9 protein-coding genes and 1 pseudogene are annotated in these 16,405 nt (G+C 36.2%); all 10 read left to right on the forward strand.

Features of this window, described 5'->3' with window-relative positions:
- Positions 1-23 precede the first annotated feature (23 nt).
- The gene (locus B0E44_RS06010; protein ID WP_077371509.1) at positions 24-3,086 is read left to right on the forward strand and encodes a TAT-variant-translocated molybdopterin oxidoreductase; all 3,063 of its coding nucleotides are present in this window, start codon (positions 24-26) and stop codon (positions 3,084-3,086) included.
- A 36-nt stretch (positions 3,087-3,122) separates the two neighbouring features.
- The gene (nrfD, locus tag B0E44_RS06015; RefSeq protein WP_077371512.1) at positions 3,123-4,526 is read left to right on the forward strand and encodes an NrfD/PsrC family molybdoenzyme membrane anchor subunit; all 1,404 of its coding nucleotides are present in this window, start codon (positions 3,123-3,125) and stop codon (positions 4,524-4,526) included.
- Positions 4,519-5,043 (forward strand): DUF3341 domain-containing protein, encoded by a 525-nt coding sequence (locus B0E44_RS06020; protein ID WP_077371515.1) that lies wholly within the window; start codon positions 4,519-4,521, stop codon positions 5,041-5,043. Before nrfD ends, B0E44_RS06020 begins: the two co-directional genes overlap by 8 nt.
- 7 nt (positions 5,044-5,050) lie before the next feature.
- Positions 5,051-5,599 carry a cytochrome c gene (locus tag B0E44_RS06025; protein WP_077371518.1) on the forward strand — a complete coding sequence of 183 codons (549 nt, stop codon included), beginning with the start codon at positions 5,051-5,053 and terminating at the stop codon, positions 5,597-5,599.
- A 30-nt stretch (positions 5,600-5,629) separates the two neighbouring features.
- Positions 5,630-7,006: a quinol:cytochrome C oxidoreductase gene (locus tag B0E44_RS06030; RefSeq protein ID WP_077371521.1), complete on the forward strand. Its 1,377-nt coding sequence runs from the start codon at positions 5,630-5,632 to the stop codon at positions 7,004-7,006.
- A 19-nt stretch (positions 7,007-7,025) separates the two neighbouring features.
- Positions 7,026-8,183: a cytochrome c oxidase subunit II gene (locus tag B0E44_RS06035; RefSeq protein WP_077371524.1), complete on the forward strand. Its 1,158-nt coding sequence runs from the start codon at positions 7,026-7,028 to the stop codon at positions 8,181-8,183.
- Positions 8,184-8,211: 28 nt separating this feature from the next.
- Positions 8,212-10,008, forward strand: coding sequence for a cbb3-type cytochrome c oxidase subunit I (locus B0E44_RS06040; RefSeq protein ID WP_077371527.1), 1,797 nt, complete (start codon positions 8,212-8,214; stop codon positions 10,006-10,008).
- Between the two features lie 82 nt (positions 10,009-10,090).
- Positions 10,091-11,113: a Holliday junction branch migration DNA helicase RuvB gene (gene ruvB, locus B0E44_RS06045; protein WP_077371530.1), complete on the forward strand. Its 1,023-nt coding sequence runs from the start codon at positions 10,091-10,093 to the stop codon at positions 11,111-11,113.
- Between the two features lie 123 nt (positions 11,114-11,236).
- Positions 11,237-12,157: a tRNA epoxyqueuosine(34) reductase QueG gene (queG, locus tag B0E44_RS06050; RefSeq protein WP_077371533.1), complete on the forward strand. Its 921-nt coding sequence runs from the start codon at positions 11,237-11,239 to the stop codon at positions 12,155-12,157.
- A gap of 239 nt (positions 12,158-12,396) precedes the next feature.
- Positions 12,397-16,405 (forward strand): annotated as a pseudogene (locus tag B0E44_RS06055) (DUF11 domain-containing protein); the annotation flags it as partial.

The raw sequence follows: 16,405 nt of genomic DNA on the forward strand, positions 1-16,405 counted from the left end.
TAAGATTAATATTTATATATAATATGTCATCAAACAAAAAATACTGGAAAAGTGTTGAAGAACTAGACGGAAATAGTTCTATTGTTGAGGCGCTTAGAAATAACGAATTTGTTGAAGAGATTCCTACGGATGAGTTTTTAGGAAATGAAGCGGCTTTGTCTTCTTCTTCAACTACACGTCGTGACTTTTTAAAGTACGTTGGTTTTAGTACAGCTGCAGCTTCTCTTGCTGCATGCGAGGGTCCTGTGCATTTATCAATTCCTTATGTTTTGCAACCTGAACAAATCGTTCCTGGAGTAGCTGATTATTATGCAACTTCGGTTTTTGACGGTTTTGATTTTGCAAACCTTTTGGTAAAAACTCGTGAAGGGCGTCCAATTAAAATAGATAATAACACTATTGCTGGGGCTAAGTTTTCTGCTAATGCCAGAGTTCATGGTTCTATATTGTCATTGTATGATAATATGCGTTTGAAAGAGCCTAAGCTAGATGCTAAAAATGCGTCTTGGTCAGCAGTTGATTCAAAAATCAAATCTAGTATTGTTGATGCTAAAGCAAAAGGAGGACAGATAGTCTTTTTAACAAATACATTGGCAAGTCCTTCAACTGAAAAGTTGATTGCTGATTTTATTGCTAAGAATCCTAATGCAAAACATGTTATATATGATGCTGTTTCTTCTTCAGAAGCGTTAGATGCTTTTGAAACAGTTTATGGAGAAAGAGCTTTAGTGGATTATGACTTTTCAAAAGCATCAGTTATTGTTTCTGTTGGTGCTGATTTCCTTGGAGACTGGCAAGGTGGAGGTTATGATTCAGGATATGCAAAAGGAAGAATTCCATCAGGATCTGTTGGAAAGAAAACAATATCAAAACACATACAATTAGAGTCTAATATGACTTTGTCTGGTGCTGCTGCTGATAAGCGTGTTGCTATGTCAACTGCTAATCAAAAGCAAGCATTAGTTCATATATATAATGTTATTACTGGTTCATCTGTTGCTGTTTCTTTGGATGCAGCTTTCAAAGCTGATGTTACTAAAGCAGCTCAGCAATTAAAAGCTGCTGGTGCTAAAGGTGTTTTAGTTTCAGGTATTCAAGATAAAAATGCTCAGTTATTAGTTCTTGCTATTAACCAAGTTTTGGCAAGTGAAGCTTTTAATACTTCTGGAACTAGACAAATCCGTAAAGGATCTAATGAAAAAGTAGCTCAGTTAGTAAAAGACATGAATGCTGGAAGTGTTCATACTTTAATCATGAGCGGTGTTAACCCAGTTTATACTTTGGCTGACAGCAAATTATTTGTTGAAGGTTTGAAAAAAGTAAAAACATCAGTTGCATTGTCATTAAAAGAAGATGAAACTGCTTCTTTGACAACAATTGCTGCTCCAGTTCCTCATTACTTAGAGGCTTGGGGAGATTTAACTTTGACAAAAGGCACTTATAGTATTACTCAGCCTACTATTCGTCCATTATTCGATACAAAACAATTTCAAGATGTTTTATTGTCTATAAACGGAATTCCTGGAACTTATTATGATTACTTGAAAGCTTTTTCAGGATTATTTATTGCTGGTTCTTCATGGAATAAAGTTTTACATGATGGTGTTTATGTTGGTGTTGTTCCGACATCAGCAGCTGGAACTGCAGATTACAATGGTGCTGCAAATGCATTAGCTCAAGCGAAATCTGTTGCTACTGAATTGGTATTATATACTAAAACAGGAATGGGAGATGGTCAGCAAGCTAATAATCCTTGGTTGCAAGAGTTTCCAGATCCATTGACAAGAGTTTCTTGGGATAATTATGTTACTGTTTCTAATGCAGATGCTAAGAAATGGGGATTGTCAAATGAGATAGTTGCTAACGGTGGATTAAACGGTAGCTATGTTACTTTGACTGCTAATGGCGTTAAACTTGAAAATGTTCCTGTAATTGTTCAACCAGGTCAAGCTGTTGGTACTGTGGGAATGGCTTTGGGTTACGGTCGTAAAGCAGCTTTAAAAGAAGAAATGCAAGTAGGTATTAATTCTTACGCTTTATATAGTGGATTTAATAATGTACAATCTGTTTCAATAGTGAAGGCTGATGGTGAACACGAATTTGCTTGTGTTCAAGGTCAGAAAACATTAATGGGAAGAGGAGATATCATTAAAGAAACTACTCTTGAAATTTTCAATACTAAAGATGCAGAAGTTTGGAATGAACAACCGAAGGTTTCTTTAGATCACAAAGAAGTTGATGCTACTTCGGTAGATTTATGGGGTTCATTTGATCGTTCTACTGGACATCACTTTAATCTTTCTATTGATTTAAATGCTTGTACTGGATGTGGTGCATGTGTTATTGCATGTCATGCTGAAAATAACGTACCAGTTGTTGGTAAAGATGAAGTAAGAAGAAGTAGAGATATGCACTGGTTGCGTATTGATAGATACTATTCTTCTGAAAGCACATTTGAAGGAGACAATGAAAGAAAAGATAATATAGCTGGTTTATCTAGTTCATTATCTACTTTCAATGAAATGGAAAAAGCAGGAGATAATCCACAAGTTTCTTTCCAACCTGTAATGTGTCAACATTGTAATCATGCTCCTTGTGAGACTGTTTGTCCTGTTGCTGCAACTTCACACGGTCGTCAAGGTCAAAATCAAATGGCTTATAACAGATGTGTTGGTACTCGTTACTGTGCTAATAACTGTCCTTATAAAGTACGTCGTTTCAACTGGTTCTTATACAACAAAAACAGTGAATTCGATTATCATATGAATGATGATTTAGGACGTATGGTTTTAAATCCAGATGTTAACGTTCGTTCTCGTGGAGTAATGGAAAAATGTTCAATGTGTATTCAAATGACACAAGCAACAATTTTGAAAGCTAAAAACGAAGGAAGAGCAATAAAAGATGGTGAATTCCAAACTGCTTGTTCAAATGCTTGTTCTACTGGAGCAATGATATTTGGAGATGTAAATGATAAAGAAGCTGTTGTTGCTAAATTGGCAGAAGACGAAAGAAGTTATCATTTATTAGAGCATGTTGGTACAAAACCAAATGTTGTATACCATGTTAAAGTTAGAAATACCTAGTACAAAAATTATTAATTAAGAATCAAATAAAGGATTATGTCGTCTCACTACGAAGCAGCCATTAGAAAACCCTTAGTTATAGGTGATAAATCGTATCACGATATAACTGTAGACGTAGCCGCACCTATTGAAGGTAAAGCAAATAAACAATGGTGGATTGTATTTTCAATCGCATTAATAGCCTTCCTTTGGGGATTAGGCTGTATTATATACACAGTATCTACAGGTATTGGTACTTGGGGATTAAACAAAACAGTTGGTTGGGCTTGGGATATTACTAACTTCGTTTGGTGGGTTGGTATTGGTCACGCAGGAACACTTATTTCTGCTGTACTTTTATTATTCCGTCAACGATGGAGAATGGCGATTAACCGTTCTGCAGAGGCAATGACAATTTTCTCTGTAATACAAGCAGGTTTATTTCCAATTATACACATGGGACGTCCTTGGTTGGCGTATTGGGTATTACCAATTCCAAATCAATTTGGATCTCTTTGGGTGAATTTTAACTCTCCATTACTTTGGGACGTATTCGCTATCTCAACTTATCTTTCAGTATCATTGGTTTTCTGGTGGACTGGATTGTTGCCTGACTTTGCAATGTTGCGTGATAGAGCTGTTACACCTTTTAATAAAAGAGTTTATTCTATCTTAAGTTTTGGATGGAGCGGTAGAGCTAAAGATTGGCAACGTTTCGAAGAAGTTTCATTGGTTCTTGCAGGTTTAGCTACTCCTCTTGTACTTTCTGTACATACAATTGTATCGATGGACTTTGCTACTTCTGTAATTCCGGGATGGCATACTACAATCTTCCCTCCATACTTCGTTGCTGGAGCTGTTTTTTCTGGATTTGCAATGGTAAATACTTTGCTTATCATTATGAGAAAAGTTATTAATCTTGAAGCTTACATTACTATTCAGCATATCGAATTGATGAACATTGTAATTATGATTACAGGTTCTATCGTTGGTGTTGCTTATATTACTGAGTTGTTTATTGCTTGGTATTCTGGTGTAGAGTATGAGCAATATGCTTTCTTGAACAGAGCAACTGGACCTTATGCTTGGGCATATTGGGCTATGATGACATGTAACGTGTTCTCTCCACAATTTATGTGGTTCAAAAAATTAAGAACTAGTATTATGTTTTCTTTTATAATTTCGATTGTTGTAAACATTGGAATGTGGTTTGAAAGATTTGTAATTATCGTAACTTCATTACATAGAGATTATTTACCATCTTCATGGACTATGTTCTCTCCAACATTTGTTGATATTGGAATTTTTATCGGAACAATAGGTTTCTTCTTTGTGTTATTCTTATTGTATGCAAGAACATTCCCTGTAATTGCTCAAGCCGAGGTTAAAACAATATTGAAAGCTACAGGAGAACAATATATTAAAGAAAGAGAAGCTAATAAACATTCACACCATGAGTAATAAAGTTATATACGCCATTTATAATGACGATGATATTTTGATGGATGCCGTAAAAAAGACACGTGCAGCTCATCACCATATTGAAGAAGTATTTACACCATTCCCAGTTCACGGGTTGGACAAAGCTATGGGACTTGCACCTACACGTTTAGCGATATGTGCTTTTATCTACGGTTTGTGTGGATTATCTTTTGGTACTTGGATGATGAATTATATTATGATTCAAGATTGGCCTCAAGATATTGGTGGAAAACCAAGTTTTAGCTATATTGATAACATGCCGGCTTTTGTGCCTATTATGTTTGAAGAAACGGTATTTTTTGCAGCTCACTTAATGGTGATCACTTTTTATATGAGAAGTAGATTATGGCCATTTAAAGAAGCTGAAAATCCTGATGTGAGAACTACTGATGATCACTTTTTGATGGAAGTGGCTGTTAACAATAATGAAGAAGAGCTTATTTCTTTCTTTGAAGGTACAGGTGCGGTAGAAGTTAAAGTAATTGAAAAGCATTAATTGAGATATGAAAAGTTTATATAAAATAACACTTGTATTGGGTTTAATGATAACGGTTTCATCTTGTTTTAATAAAGACAAACCGAATTATCAATATTTTCCAAATATGTATGAAGCAGTAAGTGCAGAAACTTATGCTACAGCTCCGGTTGATGTTTTTAAAGATGGTAAAGAAGGTAGACTTCCTGCTGTGGGTTCTATAAATAGAGGCTTTGAGCCATTCGAATATGAAAACACTCCAGAAGGTTATGCATTGGCTAAAGCCAATTTGAAATCTCCTTTAGATTCATTGGACAGAAATTCCGAAAAAGGAAAAGAGCTTTACGAAATATACTGCATTAGCTGTCACGGTGCGACAGGTGATGGTAAAGGAAAATTAGTTGAAAGAGAAAAATTTCTTGGTGTTCCTAATTACAAAGACAGAGAAATTACTGAAGGAAGTATTTTTTATGTTGAAACTTATGGTTTGAATGCCATGGGTTCACATGCTAATCAAATGAGTGCTCACGAACGTTGGTTAGTTGCTGACTATGTTCTTAAACTAAAAGCACAATAATAATTGTTGAACAAACTGATCGTAATAGATATGTATACATTTTCAAGTAAATTAAAAACTTTTTCTTTCGTCTTAATGGCTGTAGGCCTTTTGGGAATTGGATATGGTTTTTTGACTGCACCAAAAAATATTCAAGAAGTAGAAGCTCTTCTTGCTGCTGACTCACATGGAGGTCACGGTGAAGCAACTCATGAAGCAGTTTCATCTGCACATGGTTCTGAAAGTGCTCATGAAGCAGTGGCACCAGTACACGGTAAAGCTGAGGCTGGTAAGCATGATGTAAAAGCTGATGCTGAACACCAAGAACATTTAGAGCATGTGCTTCATCAGTTAAGCAACAAACCATGGGCAGCATTGTATGTGGCCTGTATTTTCTTTATGTTGCTTTCTTTAGGAACATTGGCTTTTTACGCCATTCAACAAGTTGCACAAGCTGGCTGGTCTCCAGTTTTATTTAGAGTTATGCAAGGGATTACTGCTTACTTACCAGTAGGTTCAGTGATATTCTTCATCTTTTTGGTACTTTGTGGACTACACTTTAATCATTTGTTTATTTGGTTAGATCCTGAAGTTGTAAAACACGACGAACTTATTCAGACAAAATCTGGTTTCTTGAACTTCCCTTTTTGGATTGTTAGAGCTGCAGTATTTTTGTTAGGATGGAATTTGTATCGTTATTATTCTAGAAAAAATTGTTTGGCTCAAGATGAATCAAATGACAATAGTTTCTACAAAAAGAATTTTAACTATTCAGCTGGATTTTTAGTATTCTTCATCGTTACTGAATCTATTATGTCTTGGGACTGGATTATGTCAATCGATCCTCACTGGTTTAGTACTTTGTTTGGATGGTATGTATTCGCAAGTTTCTTTGTAAGCGGTATTACTATGATTTGTATGGTTACACTTTACTTGAAATCTAGAGGATACTTAGAAAATGTAAATTCAAGCCATATTCACGATTTAGCTAAATTTATGTTTGGTATCAGCGTATTTTGGACTTACTTATGGTTCTCACAATTTATGTTGATTTGGTACGCTAACATCCCTGAAGAGATCACTTACTTTATTACAAGAATTCAAGAGTATAACTTACCTTTCTTTGGTGCTGTTGTCATGAATTTCTTGTTCCCTGTTTTAATCTTAATTAATACAGATTTCAAACGAATTACTTGGATTTTAGTTATGGCTGGTATTGTTATATTGTTAGGTCATTATATTGACTTCTTTAATATGATTATGCCGGGTACTGTAGGAAGTAGTTGGTTTATTGGTGTTCCAGAAATTGCATCCGTTTTATTCTTCCTTGGATTATTTATATTTGTTGTTTTCTCAGCATTGACTAAAGCTCCTTTGTTAGCAAAAAGAAATCCATTCATAGAAGAGAGTAAACATTTTCATTATTAATATTTAAAGAGATAAACAGATGACAAGTTTGTTGGTAATTATAGTTTTAGTTTTATTGGCTGTTGCTGTGTGGCAATTGACGAAGATATTCGATTTAACGCAAGTTGCATCGGCTTCGGACGATTCACAGGTTGCAACCGATGATGATAATAATGTGCAGGGATATTTGATGTTTGGTTTTTTGGCCTTCATCTATATCTTTACAATATATGGTGTTTACGCATGGGGACCATTGGTTCTTCATACTCCTGCATCTGAACATGGTGCGCTGATTGACAACCTAATGAATATTACATGGGTGTTGATTTTTATTGTTCAGGCAATCACACAAGTACTATTGCATTACTTCGCATTTAAGTACAGAGGAAATAAGGATAAAAGAGCCTTGTATTTTGCAGACAATAATAAATTGGAAGCAATCTGGAGTGTAATTCCTGCTGTAGTTTTGGCTGGTTTAATTCTTTATGGACTTTATGCTTGGACAAACATTATGTTTGTTGATGAGGATGAGGATACAGTAGTTATTGAGTTGTATGCTCAACAGTTTAAATGGACTGCAAGATATGCTGGAGCCGATAATGTTTTAGGTAAAGCAAACGTTAGATTGATTGAAGGTATCAATACTCTAGGTGTTGATTTGTCAGATCCTTATTCTCAAGATGATATTGTGGTTTCTGAATTGCATATCCCTAAAGGAAAAAAGGTTCACTTCAAAATGAGATCCCAAGATGTATTGCACTCAGCGTACTTTCCTTATTTTAGAGCGCAAATGAACTGTGTTCCTGGTATGGTAACTGAATTCGCTTTTACACCAATTTATACAACAGCGGAATATCAAGCAATGCCTTTCATAATAGAGAAAGTTGCTAATATTAATGCTATTAGAGCTAAAAGAAGTATTGAATTGGTTGCTAAAGGTGAAACTGGATTGGATCCTTACACTTTTGAGTATTTGTTGTTATGTAACAAGATTTGTGGTTCATCTCACTACAATATGCAAATGAAAGTTGTTGTTGATACTCCAGAGGATTATAAAAAATGGTTAAGTGAAAAAGCAACATTAGTTAGTGAAGTAAAAGCTTCAAAAGCTGAACCAGCTGCTCCAGATGCAACTTTAGGTAAAGATTCTACTCTTACAAAAGATACTGCAGCTGTTGCCAAAATAGCAATGAAATAATTATTAAGAAAATTTAAAGTATAAATATATGTCAGCAGAAGGTCACGATCACGGACACGATCACGAACACGAACACCACCATAAGGACACATTCATTACTAAATATATTTTTAGTATTGACCATAAAATGATTGCCAAGCAATACCTGCTTACAGGTATTATTATGGGAGTTATAGGTGTTGGTATGTCTATGCTTTTCAGAATGCAATTAGCTTGGCCAGAAGAATCTTTTAAGATTTTCAATATATTACTTGGAGACAAATGGGCTCCAAATGGAGTAATGGCTAACGATATTTACCTTTCTTTAGTTACAATACACGGTACGATCATGGTATTCTTTGTTCTTACTGCTGGATTAAGTGGTACGTTTAGTAACTTGTTGATACCACTGCAAATTGGTGCTAGGGATATGGCATCAGGATTCATGAATATGATTTCCTATTGGTTATTCTTTTTGTCCAGTGTATTAATGATTTGTTCATTATTTGTTGAATCAGGACCTGCTAATGCGGGTTGGACAATTTACCCACCTTTAAGTGCACTTCCTCAAGCTATTTCTGGATCTGGTGCCGGTATGACTTTGTGGTTAGTTTCTATGGCTGTTTTCATTGCTTCTTCTTTGATGGGATCTTTGAATTATGTTGTAACGGTAATTAACTTAAGAACAAAAGGTATGTCTATGACAAGATTGCCACTTACTATTTGGGCTTTCTTTGTAACTGCTATTATTGGTATTGTTTCTTTCCCGGTTTTATTATCAGCTGCATTGTTGTTGATTTTTGACAGAAGTTTTGGTACTTCTTTCTTCTTATCGGATATTTATATCGCTGGTGAAGTTTTACATTACCAAGGTGGTTCTCCTGTTCTTTTTGAGCACTTGTTTTGGTTCTTAGGTCACCCTGAGGTTTATATTGTAATCTTACCTGCATTGGGGATTACTTCTGAAATTATAGCTACAAACTCTCGTAAACCAATCTTTGGTTACAGAGCGATGATTATGTCTATTATTGCAATTGCATTTTTATCTACAATTGTTTGGGGACACCACATGTTTATTTCTGGAATGAATCCATTCTTGGGATCTGTGTTTACCTTCACAACCCTGTTGATTGCAATTCCATCCGCTGTAAAAGCATTTAATTATATTACTACACTTTGGAAAGGTAATCTACAAATGAATCCTGCCATGTTGTTTTCTATTGGTTTGGTTTCTACTTTCATCACTGGAGGTTTAACGGGAATCATTCTTGGAGATAGTACATTAGATATTAATGTTCACGATACTTATTTTGTTGTAGCTCACTTCCACTTAGTAATGGGTATATCTGCTCTTTACGGAATGTTTGCTGGAGTTTACCACTGGTATCCAAAAATGTTCGGTAGAATGTTGAACAAGAATTTAGGATATGTTCACTTTTGGGTAACAGCTGTTTGTGCTTATGGAGTATTTTTTCCAATGCACTTCATCGGTTTAGCTGGTTTACCAAGACGTTATTACACAAATACTAACTTCCCATTGTTTGATGATTTGCAAAATGTAAACGTATTGATAACAACTTTTGCTTTAATTGGTGGAGCTTTCCAATTAGTGTTTTTGTATAACTTTTTTGTTAGTATTTTCTACGGTAAAAAAGCGGTTCAAAATCCATGGAAGTCTAATACTTTAGAGTGGACTACACCAGTTGAGCATATACACGGTAACTGGCCAGGAGAAATTCCTCATGTACACCGTTGGCCTTACGATTACAGTAATCCTGCTCACGAAGAGGATTTTGTACCTCAAACGGTTCCAATGAAAGAGGGTGAGGTAGTTTTACATCACTAAAATTTCAAAATCATATAAATGCCTTTCAATATTGAAAGGCATTTTTTTTATATAGAATGATTACTTTTTTTATCTTTATCGCATGAATGAAAACTTAGATCCGACCAATAATAACTTTAGTTCTGAAGAACTGGATATTGAAAAAAAATTGAGGCCATTATCGTTTGATGATTTTGCGGGTCAGGATCAAGTATTGGAGAATTTAAAGGTTTTTGTTGCTGCGGCTAATCAAAGAAATGAAGCTCTTGATCATACGCTGTTTCATGGGCCTCCAGGTTTGGGAAAAACAACTTTGGCTAATATTTTGGCCAATGAATTGGAGGTAGGCATCAAAATTACTTCTGGACCTGTTTTGGACAAGCCAGGTGATTTAGCTGGATTGCTTACCAATCTTGAAGAAAGAGATGTTTTGTTTATAGACGAGATTCATCGTTTGAGTCCGATAGTCGAAGAGTACTTATATTCGGCTATGGAGGATTTTAAGATTGATATCATGATCGAATCGGGTCCAAATGCAAGGACAGTTCAAATCAATTTGAATCCATTCACGCTTATTGGTGCGACTACCCGTTCAGGGCTTTTGACTGCTCCAATGCGTGCTCGTTTTGGTATTTCCTCAAGACTGCAATACTATACCACGGAGCTTTTGACCACTATTGTCGAACGTAGTGCCATGATTTTCAAAATGCCGATTACTATGGAAGCCGCTATCGAAATTGCTGGCAGAAGCAGAGGGACGCCTCGAATTGCAAATGCGTTATTGCGTCGTGTTCGTGATTTTGCTCAAATAAAAGGAAATGGAACAATCGATATTGAAATTGCCCGTTATGCCTTAAAGGCATTAAATGTAGATGCTCATGGTTTGGACGAAATGGACAATAAAATTTTGAATACCATCATTGATAAGTTCAAAGGAGGTCCTGTTGGTTTGTCGACATTGGCAACAGCTGTGTCCGAAAGTAGCGAAACTATTGAGGAAGTTTATGAGCCATTTTTGATTCAGGAAGGTTTCATTATGCGAACACCTAGAGGGCGTGAAGTTACCGAAAAAGCTTATAAGCATTTGGGAAAAATAAATACCAATATTCAAGGTGGGTTATTTTAATGGCTAGGAGAAATTCCTGCTATCCACTATATCTTTTTCTGCTTGAAGGAAGCAGAAAAGGAAGCCGTTTCTATCAGGGCTAGGGCTTTGATAGTGATTAAGATCTTTTTTAAAAAATAAGTCATAAATAATAAGTCAAAATACACGCAATTTATAAAATCCGAGGCCAAACGTCTCGGGTTTTTATCTTGTGGTATATCAAAAGCTGGCTTTCTGGAAAATGAAGCACCTCGTTTGGAAAACTGGCTGAATCAAAATTACAATGGACAGATGTCCTATATGGAGAATCATTTTGATAAACGTTTGGATCCCACTTTACTCGTTGATGATGCCAAAAGTGTGGTATCTCTTTTATTAAATTACTACCCTTCAGAATTTCAAAATCCAGATTCCTATAAAATATCCAAATATGCCTATGGGCAGGATTATCATTTTGTCATCAAAGACAAACTTAAAGAACTTCTTTTTTCGATAGAGTCAAATATAGGTGCAGTTTCTGGGCGCGCTTTTGTGGATTCTGCTCCTGTTTTGGATAAAGCTTGGGCCGCCAAAAGTGGTTTAGGCTGGATTGGCAAAAACAGTAATTTATTAACTCAAAAAGTTGGCTCTTTTTATTTCATCGCTGAGCTTATAATTGATTTGGATTTAGAATATGACCAAGCTGTTACGGACCATTGCGGTACCTGTACAGCCTGTATTGACGCTTGTCCAACAGAGGCTATTGTTGCGCCTTATGTCGTGGATGGCAGTAAATGCATTTCTTACTTCACTATTGAACTTAAAGAAAACATTCCTTCGGATATGAAGGGTAAATTTGATGATTGGGCTTTTGGTTGTGATACTTGTCAAGACGTTTGCCCTTGGAATCGTTTTTCTAAATCCCACAATGAACCTTTGTTCAATGCAAATCCAGAATTACTTTCAATGTCCAAGAAAGATTGGATAGAAATTACCGAGGAAATTTTCAAAATCGTGTTTAAGGATTCTCCTCTTAAACGGGCTAAATATCAGGGTCTTAATAGGAATATTTCGTTTCTAGAATAATTCAATTTTTTTAACAAGTTTTTTGTATTACTTGTTGGTTTTGCTTCTTTCATTTTCTTTGTGAAATACTTAATTTTTAGCTTGTAATTGATTGCTATTTAACGTTTTATTCGGCATTATGTCGATTAAAATGCTAATTGGCGACAAAAAACGCAGTTAAACGGATTTTGTTAATAAGTTATTAATAATTATATAGTTTTGCAAAACCCATTCTATTTAAACTTAATGCTAAATTGATTATGACAAACTTTACTTTGAAAAGGCTTAACCTTGTTAAGTCATTGTTTTTTATTGCTTTGTTTTTATTCAGTAGTCATACTGTTTTTTCTCAATTTTACACAACACATTATGTAGCTCCAGCTCCATGGCAATACTTTAGTAAAGCTAATGAAATTATTATTGCTACAAATTCTACTACTACTGTTAGTGTCGAGTTGAAAAAAAGTGATGGGACTTTAATAGCAAATCTGACTGCCATTAAGGGAACGCCAGCAGTTTATCGTTTTTTGGGACTTCCAAGTGTTTTGGCTGTTCATCCAACTAATACAGTTATAAATGCGGCCGGATTAATAGTAACTAGTAATGGACCAACTTCGGTTAACTTAAGAAATGTAGCTTCTGATAATTTAGGATCTGAAGGGTCTGATGCTAACATAAAAGGGAATGCTTCGTTGACAAGTTTTGGGGATGCGGGAATAGGTGTTCGTTATAGAATAGGTTACTATAGAAATGGTGCTATTGCAGGCTCTGAAACGCCAACCTACAGTATATTAGCAATAAGTAATGGTACTACAGTAAGATTAAATGGTACTGTTTTAACAACATTAAACGCAGGACAAAGTTATTTGTTTCAAGCGCCAATTGGTTCTTTGGTTGAATCTTCGAATGGTACTGTAATGAATACCTCTGCTAGATTAGATGCTCCCGGTGGTTGTGGTGATGGTACTTTTGATCAAATTCCTCCGGAAGCTGTTTTGGGATCTGAATATTTTATTCAAAGAGGTAGAGGGAATAATACTGCGGAGCAAACTACGGTAGTTGCTACAAAGCCAAATACTGTTTTGACAATTAATACTTTTTCTATTACGGGTGCATTAACAGGTACAGTTACAACTACTCTAATTAATGCCGGTGATTTTCATACATTTATAAACGGAGTTCCTGGGACTGATTTTACTGCATCAAGAATTTCTGCAACAGAAAATGTAGCAGTTTATTCAGGAACAGCACAATCATGTGAAGTTGATATATCGGTAATTGCGCCAGTATCTGCTTGTGGGGGATCAAATTTTATAGAAACCAAAAAATTTAGAGCTTATAATACGGCTACTTCATTACCTTATTTTGGTTATGTACTTCTTAATGATGCTACAGCAGTTGTTGATGTTAATGGTGTTAATATTGAAACCCTTGCGGGAGCAAGATATCAATTAGGTACAACTGGATGGTATTTAATAAATTTTACGGATACAGAAATTAATAGCCCAGATATAATTTCGGTTTCAAGTTCAGCAAAGTTGACTGTTTCTATTGTACAGCAAGGAGGAGGGTTTTCTATGGCTGGTTTTTTCTCAAATTTTGCACAACAGCCGGATGATCCCACTTTGACTTATATTTCAGGTGGTGGATGTACTAATAATTCGGCAATTTTATCTACACCATTAGGATTTGCTCCTTATCAATGGTATTTTAATGGAGTTGCTATTTCAGGTCAAACTTCAAATACATATACAGCTACACAGACAGGTTCGTATTCAGTTGCGTCAACTTTAGTTTGTGGGTCACAGATTCAGTCAAAACCAGTAGTTGTTACTTTATGTACTGATCTTGAATTAGTAAAAACAGTTGATGTAGCTAACCCATGTGTAGGCTCAAATGTTGAGTTTACTGTTACAGTAACTAATTTAGGACCCAATAATGCTTCTGGATTATCGGTTAATGATTTATTGCCTTCAGGCTATACTTATATAAGTTCTGTGCCATCAGTTGGAACTTACAATTCAGGTACAGGTATTTGGAGTATAGGAAATTTAAATAATGCTCAAGTAATTACTTTAAAAGTTTTATGTAGAGTAAATGCTTCTGGAATCTATTTGAATACCGCTAGTATTCCGACAGGTAGTCAGCCAGATAGTAATACTGCGAACAATTCAGCTAGTGTATCGACTACTCCCGTTGCATTACCCACAGCTCTTTCTTTGACAGGAAGCACAATTTGCGTGTCACCAGGAGGAAATGGTACAATTTCGTCATCAACATCAGTTAGTGGAGTCATTTATCAGTTGTATAATTCCAGTAACGTCGCGGTACAAAGCGCTAAAGCAGGAACAGGATCAGGATTAACATGGACTTTACTCCCAGCAGGGAACGGTTATTATGTAACTGCTACTGTTGGTGGATCTTGTTCAGCAACTAGTGGGACTGTAGATGTAATTGCTGCAAATCCAGTCGCACCAAATGCTGCTGCACCAACGCAGCCAACATGTGCAACACCAACAGGAAGTGTTTTGTTAAGTGGTTTGCCTCCGTCAGGGACTTGGACAGTGACAAGAATGCCGGGTTCAATAACGACATCAGGAACTGGAACAACAGCAACTATCTCTAATTTGCCAGCGAATGCTACTTATACCTTTACAGTTACTAATGCTAGTGGTTGTGTTTCAAATACTAGTGCAAATATTGTTATTAATGCGGTTGCGGGGTTACCAATAACTACTGGTGTTACGATTTGTCAGGATGGTTCTGGTTCGTTGAGTTCTTCAGGTGTGTGTAACACAACTACAATTTCAAGCGGACCTAATAATGCTGGGAATGGTACAAATGACAGTAGTATAGGAACTGGTGCTTGGACAAATACTGGAAATATAATCAACACATCTGATACTAATTTTGCTTCTCAGAATTTGGCATCAAATGCGATAACTAATTATCTTTTTGGAACTAATTACGGTTTTGCCATTCCGGCAGGAGCTACAATAAATGGCATTAGAGTTGTTGTTAATCGTCAATCAAATTCTAATAGTATTGATGATTATAGTGTAAGGTTAGTTAGAGCAGGAGCTGTAGTTGGAACAAATCTTTCTACAGGAGCAGGGTGGTCAAGAAATAGTTTTGGGGCGGTTACTTATGGATCAACAAATAATCTATGGGGTACTACTTGGACTCCTTCAGATATAAATGCTTCTGATTTTGGAGTAGCAATTTCAGCAATAAGTAGTTCAAATCAAACAAGACAACTTGATGTGGATTATATGCGAATCACAGTAACCTATACCGTAAATGGTACTATAAATTGGTATACAGCATCTTCAGGCGGTATGTTAATAGGATCTGGTTCTCCTTTTAATCCAGTAGGTGTGCCTAGTTCAGGTTTACCAAACACAAACACAGCCGGTACAACTACTTTTTACGCAGAATGTTCTGGTAATCCTGGCTGTAGAACTGCTACAGATTTTGTTATTAGAGCGACGCCAACGACTGCAAACGCAGGGGCTGACCAAACGGGAGCAGCTACTTGCGGACTTACTACGGTTACTCTTGGCGCAAACGCTCCGACAGTGGGTGCTGGAAAATGGACTATTGTAAGTGGAGTTGGTGGATCATTTGCTTTGGATACCAATCCAACTACCACTTTCACAGGAACAGATGGAACAGCTTATGTGCTGCGTTGGACAATTTCTAATGCACCATGTATGGATTCAGTGGATGATGTTAATGTTACTTTTAATGCATTACCGGTAGCAACCACTTTGAGTTCAAATAGTCCAGTTTGTTCAGGAACTAATGCTGTTTTTACTATATCAGGTACGGCTGGTAACATAGTGACTTATACAGGAGCCGCTTCAGGTACTGCAACAATAGGCGTTGGAGGAACTGTAGATGTTACAGTAACAGGGGTTTCTGCAACCACAACACTAAATATAACGAATGTTAGTAATGGTACATGTAGTCGTGCATTGAGTGTAACATCTACAGTAAGTATAACACCAAAACCTGCAGATATAGTAACGAATCAAACCATTTGTTCGGGAGCGACCTTCACTTGGAACGGTACGGATTATACAACGAATCAGACAGGAACAAGATTCCCAGGAGCAGACGGTTGTACTGCAGATCAAGTATTGAACTTGACTGTAACGCCAAAACCTGCAGATATAGTAACGAATCAAACCATTTGTTCGGGAGCGACCTTCACATGGAACGGTACGGATTATACAACGAATCAGACAGGAACAAGATTCCCAGGAG

Source organism: Flavobacterium sp. A45 (genome assembly GCF_002001005.1).
GTDB lineage: Bacteria > Bacteroidota > Bacteroidia > Flavobacteriales > Flavobacteriaceae > Flavobacterium.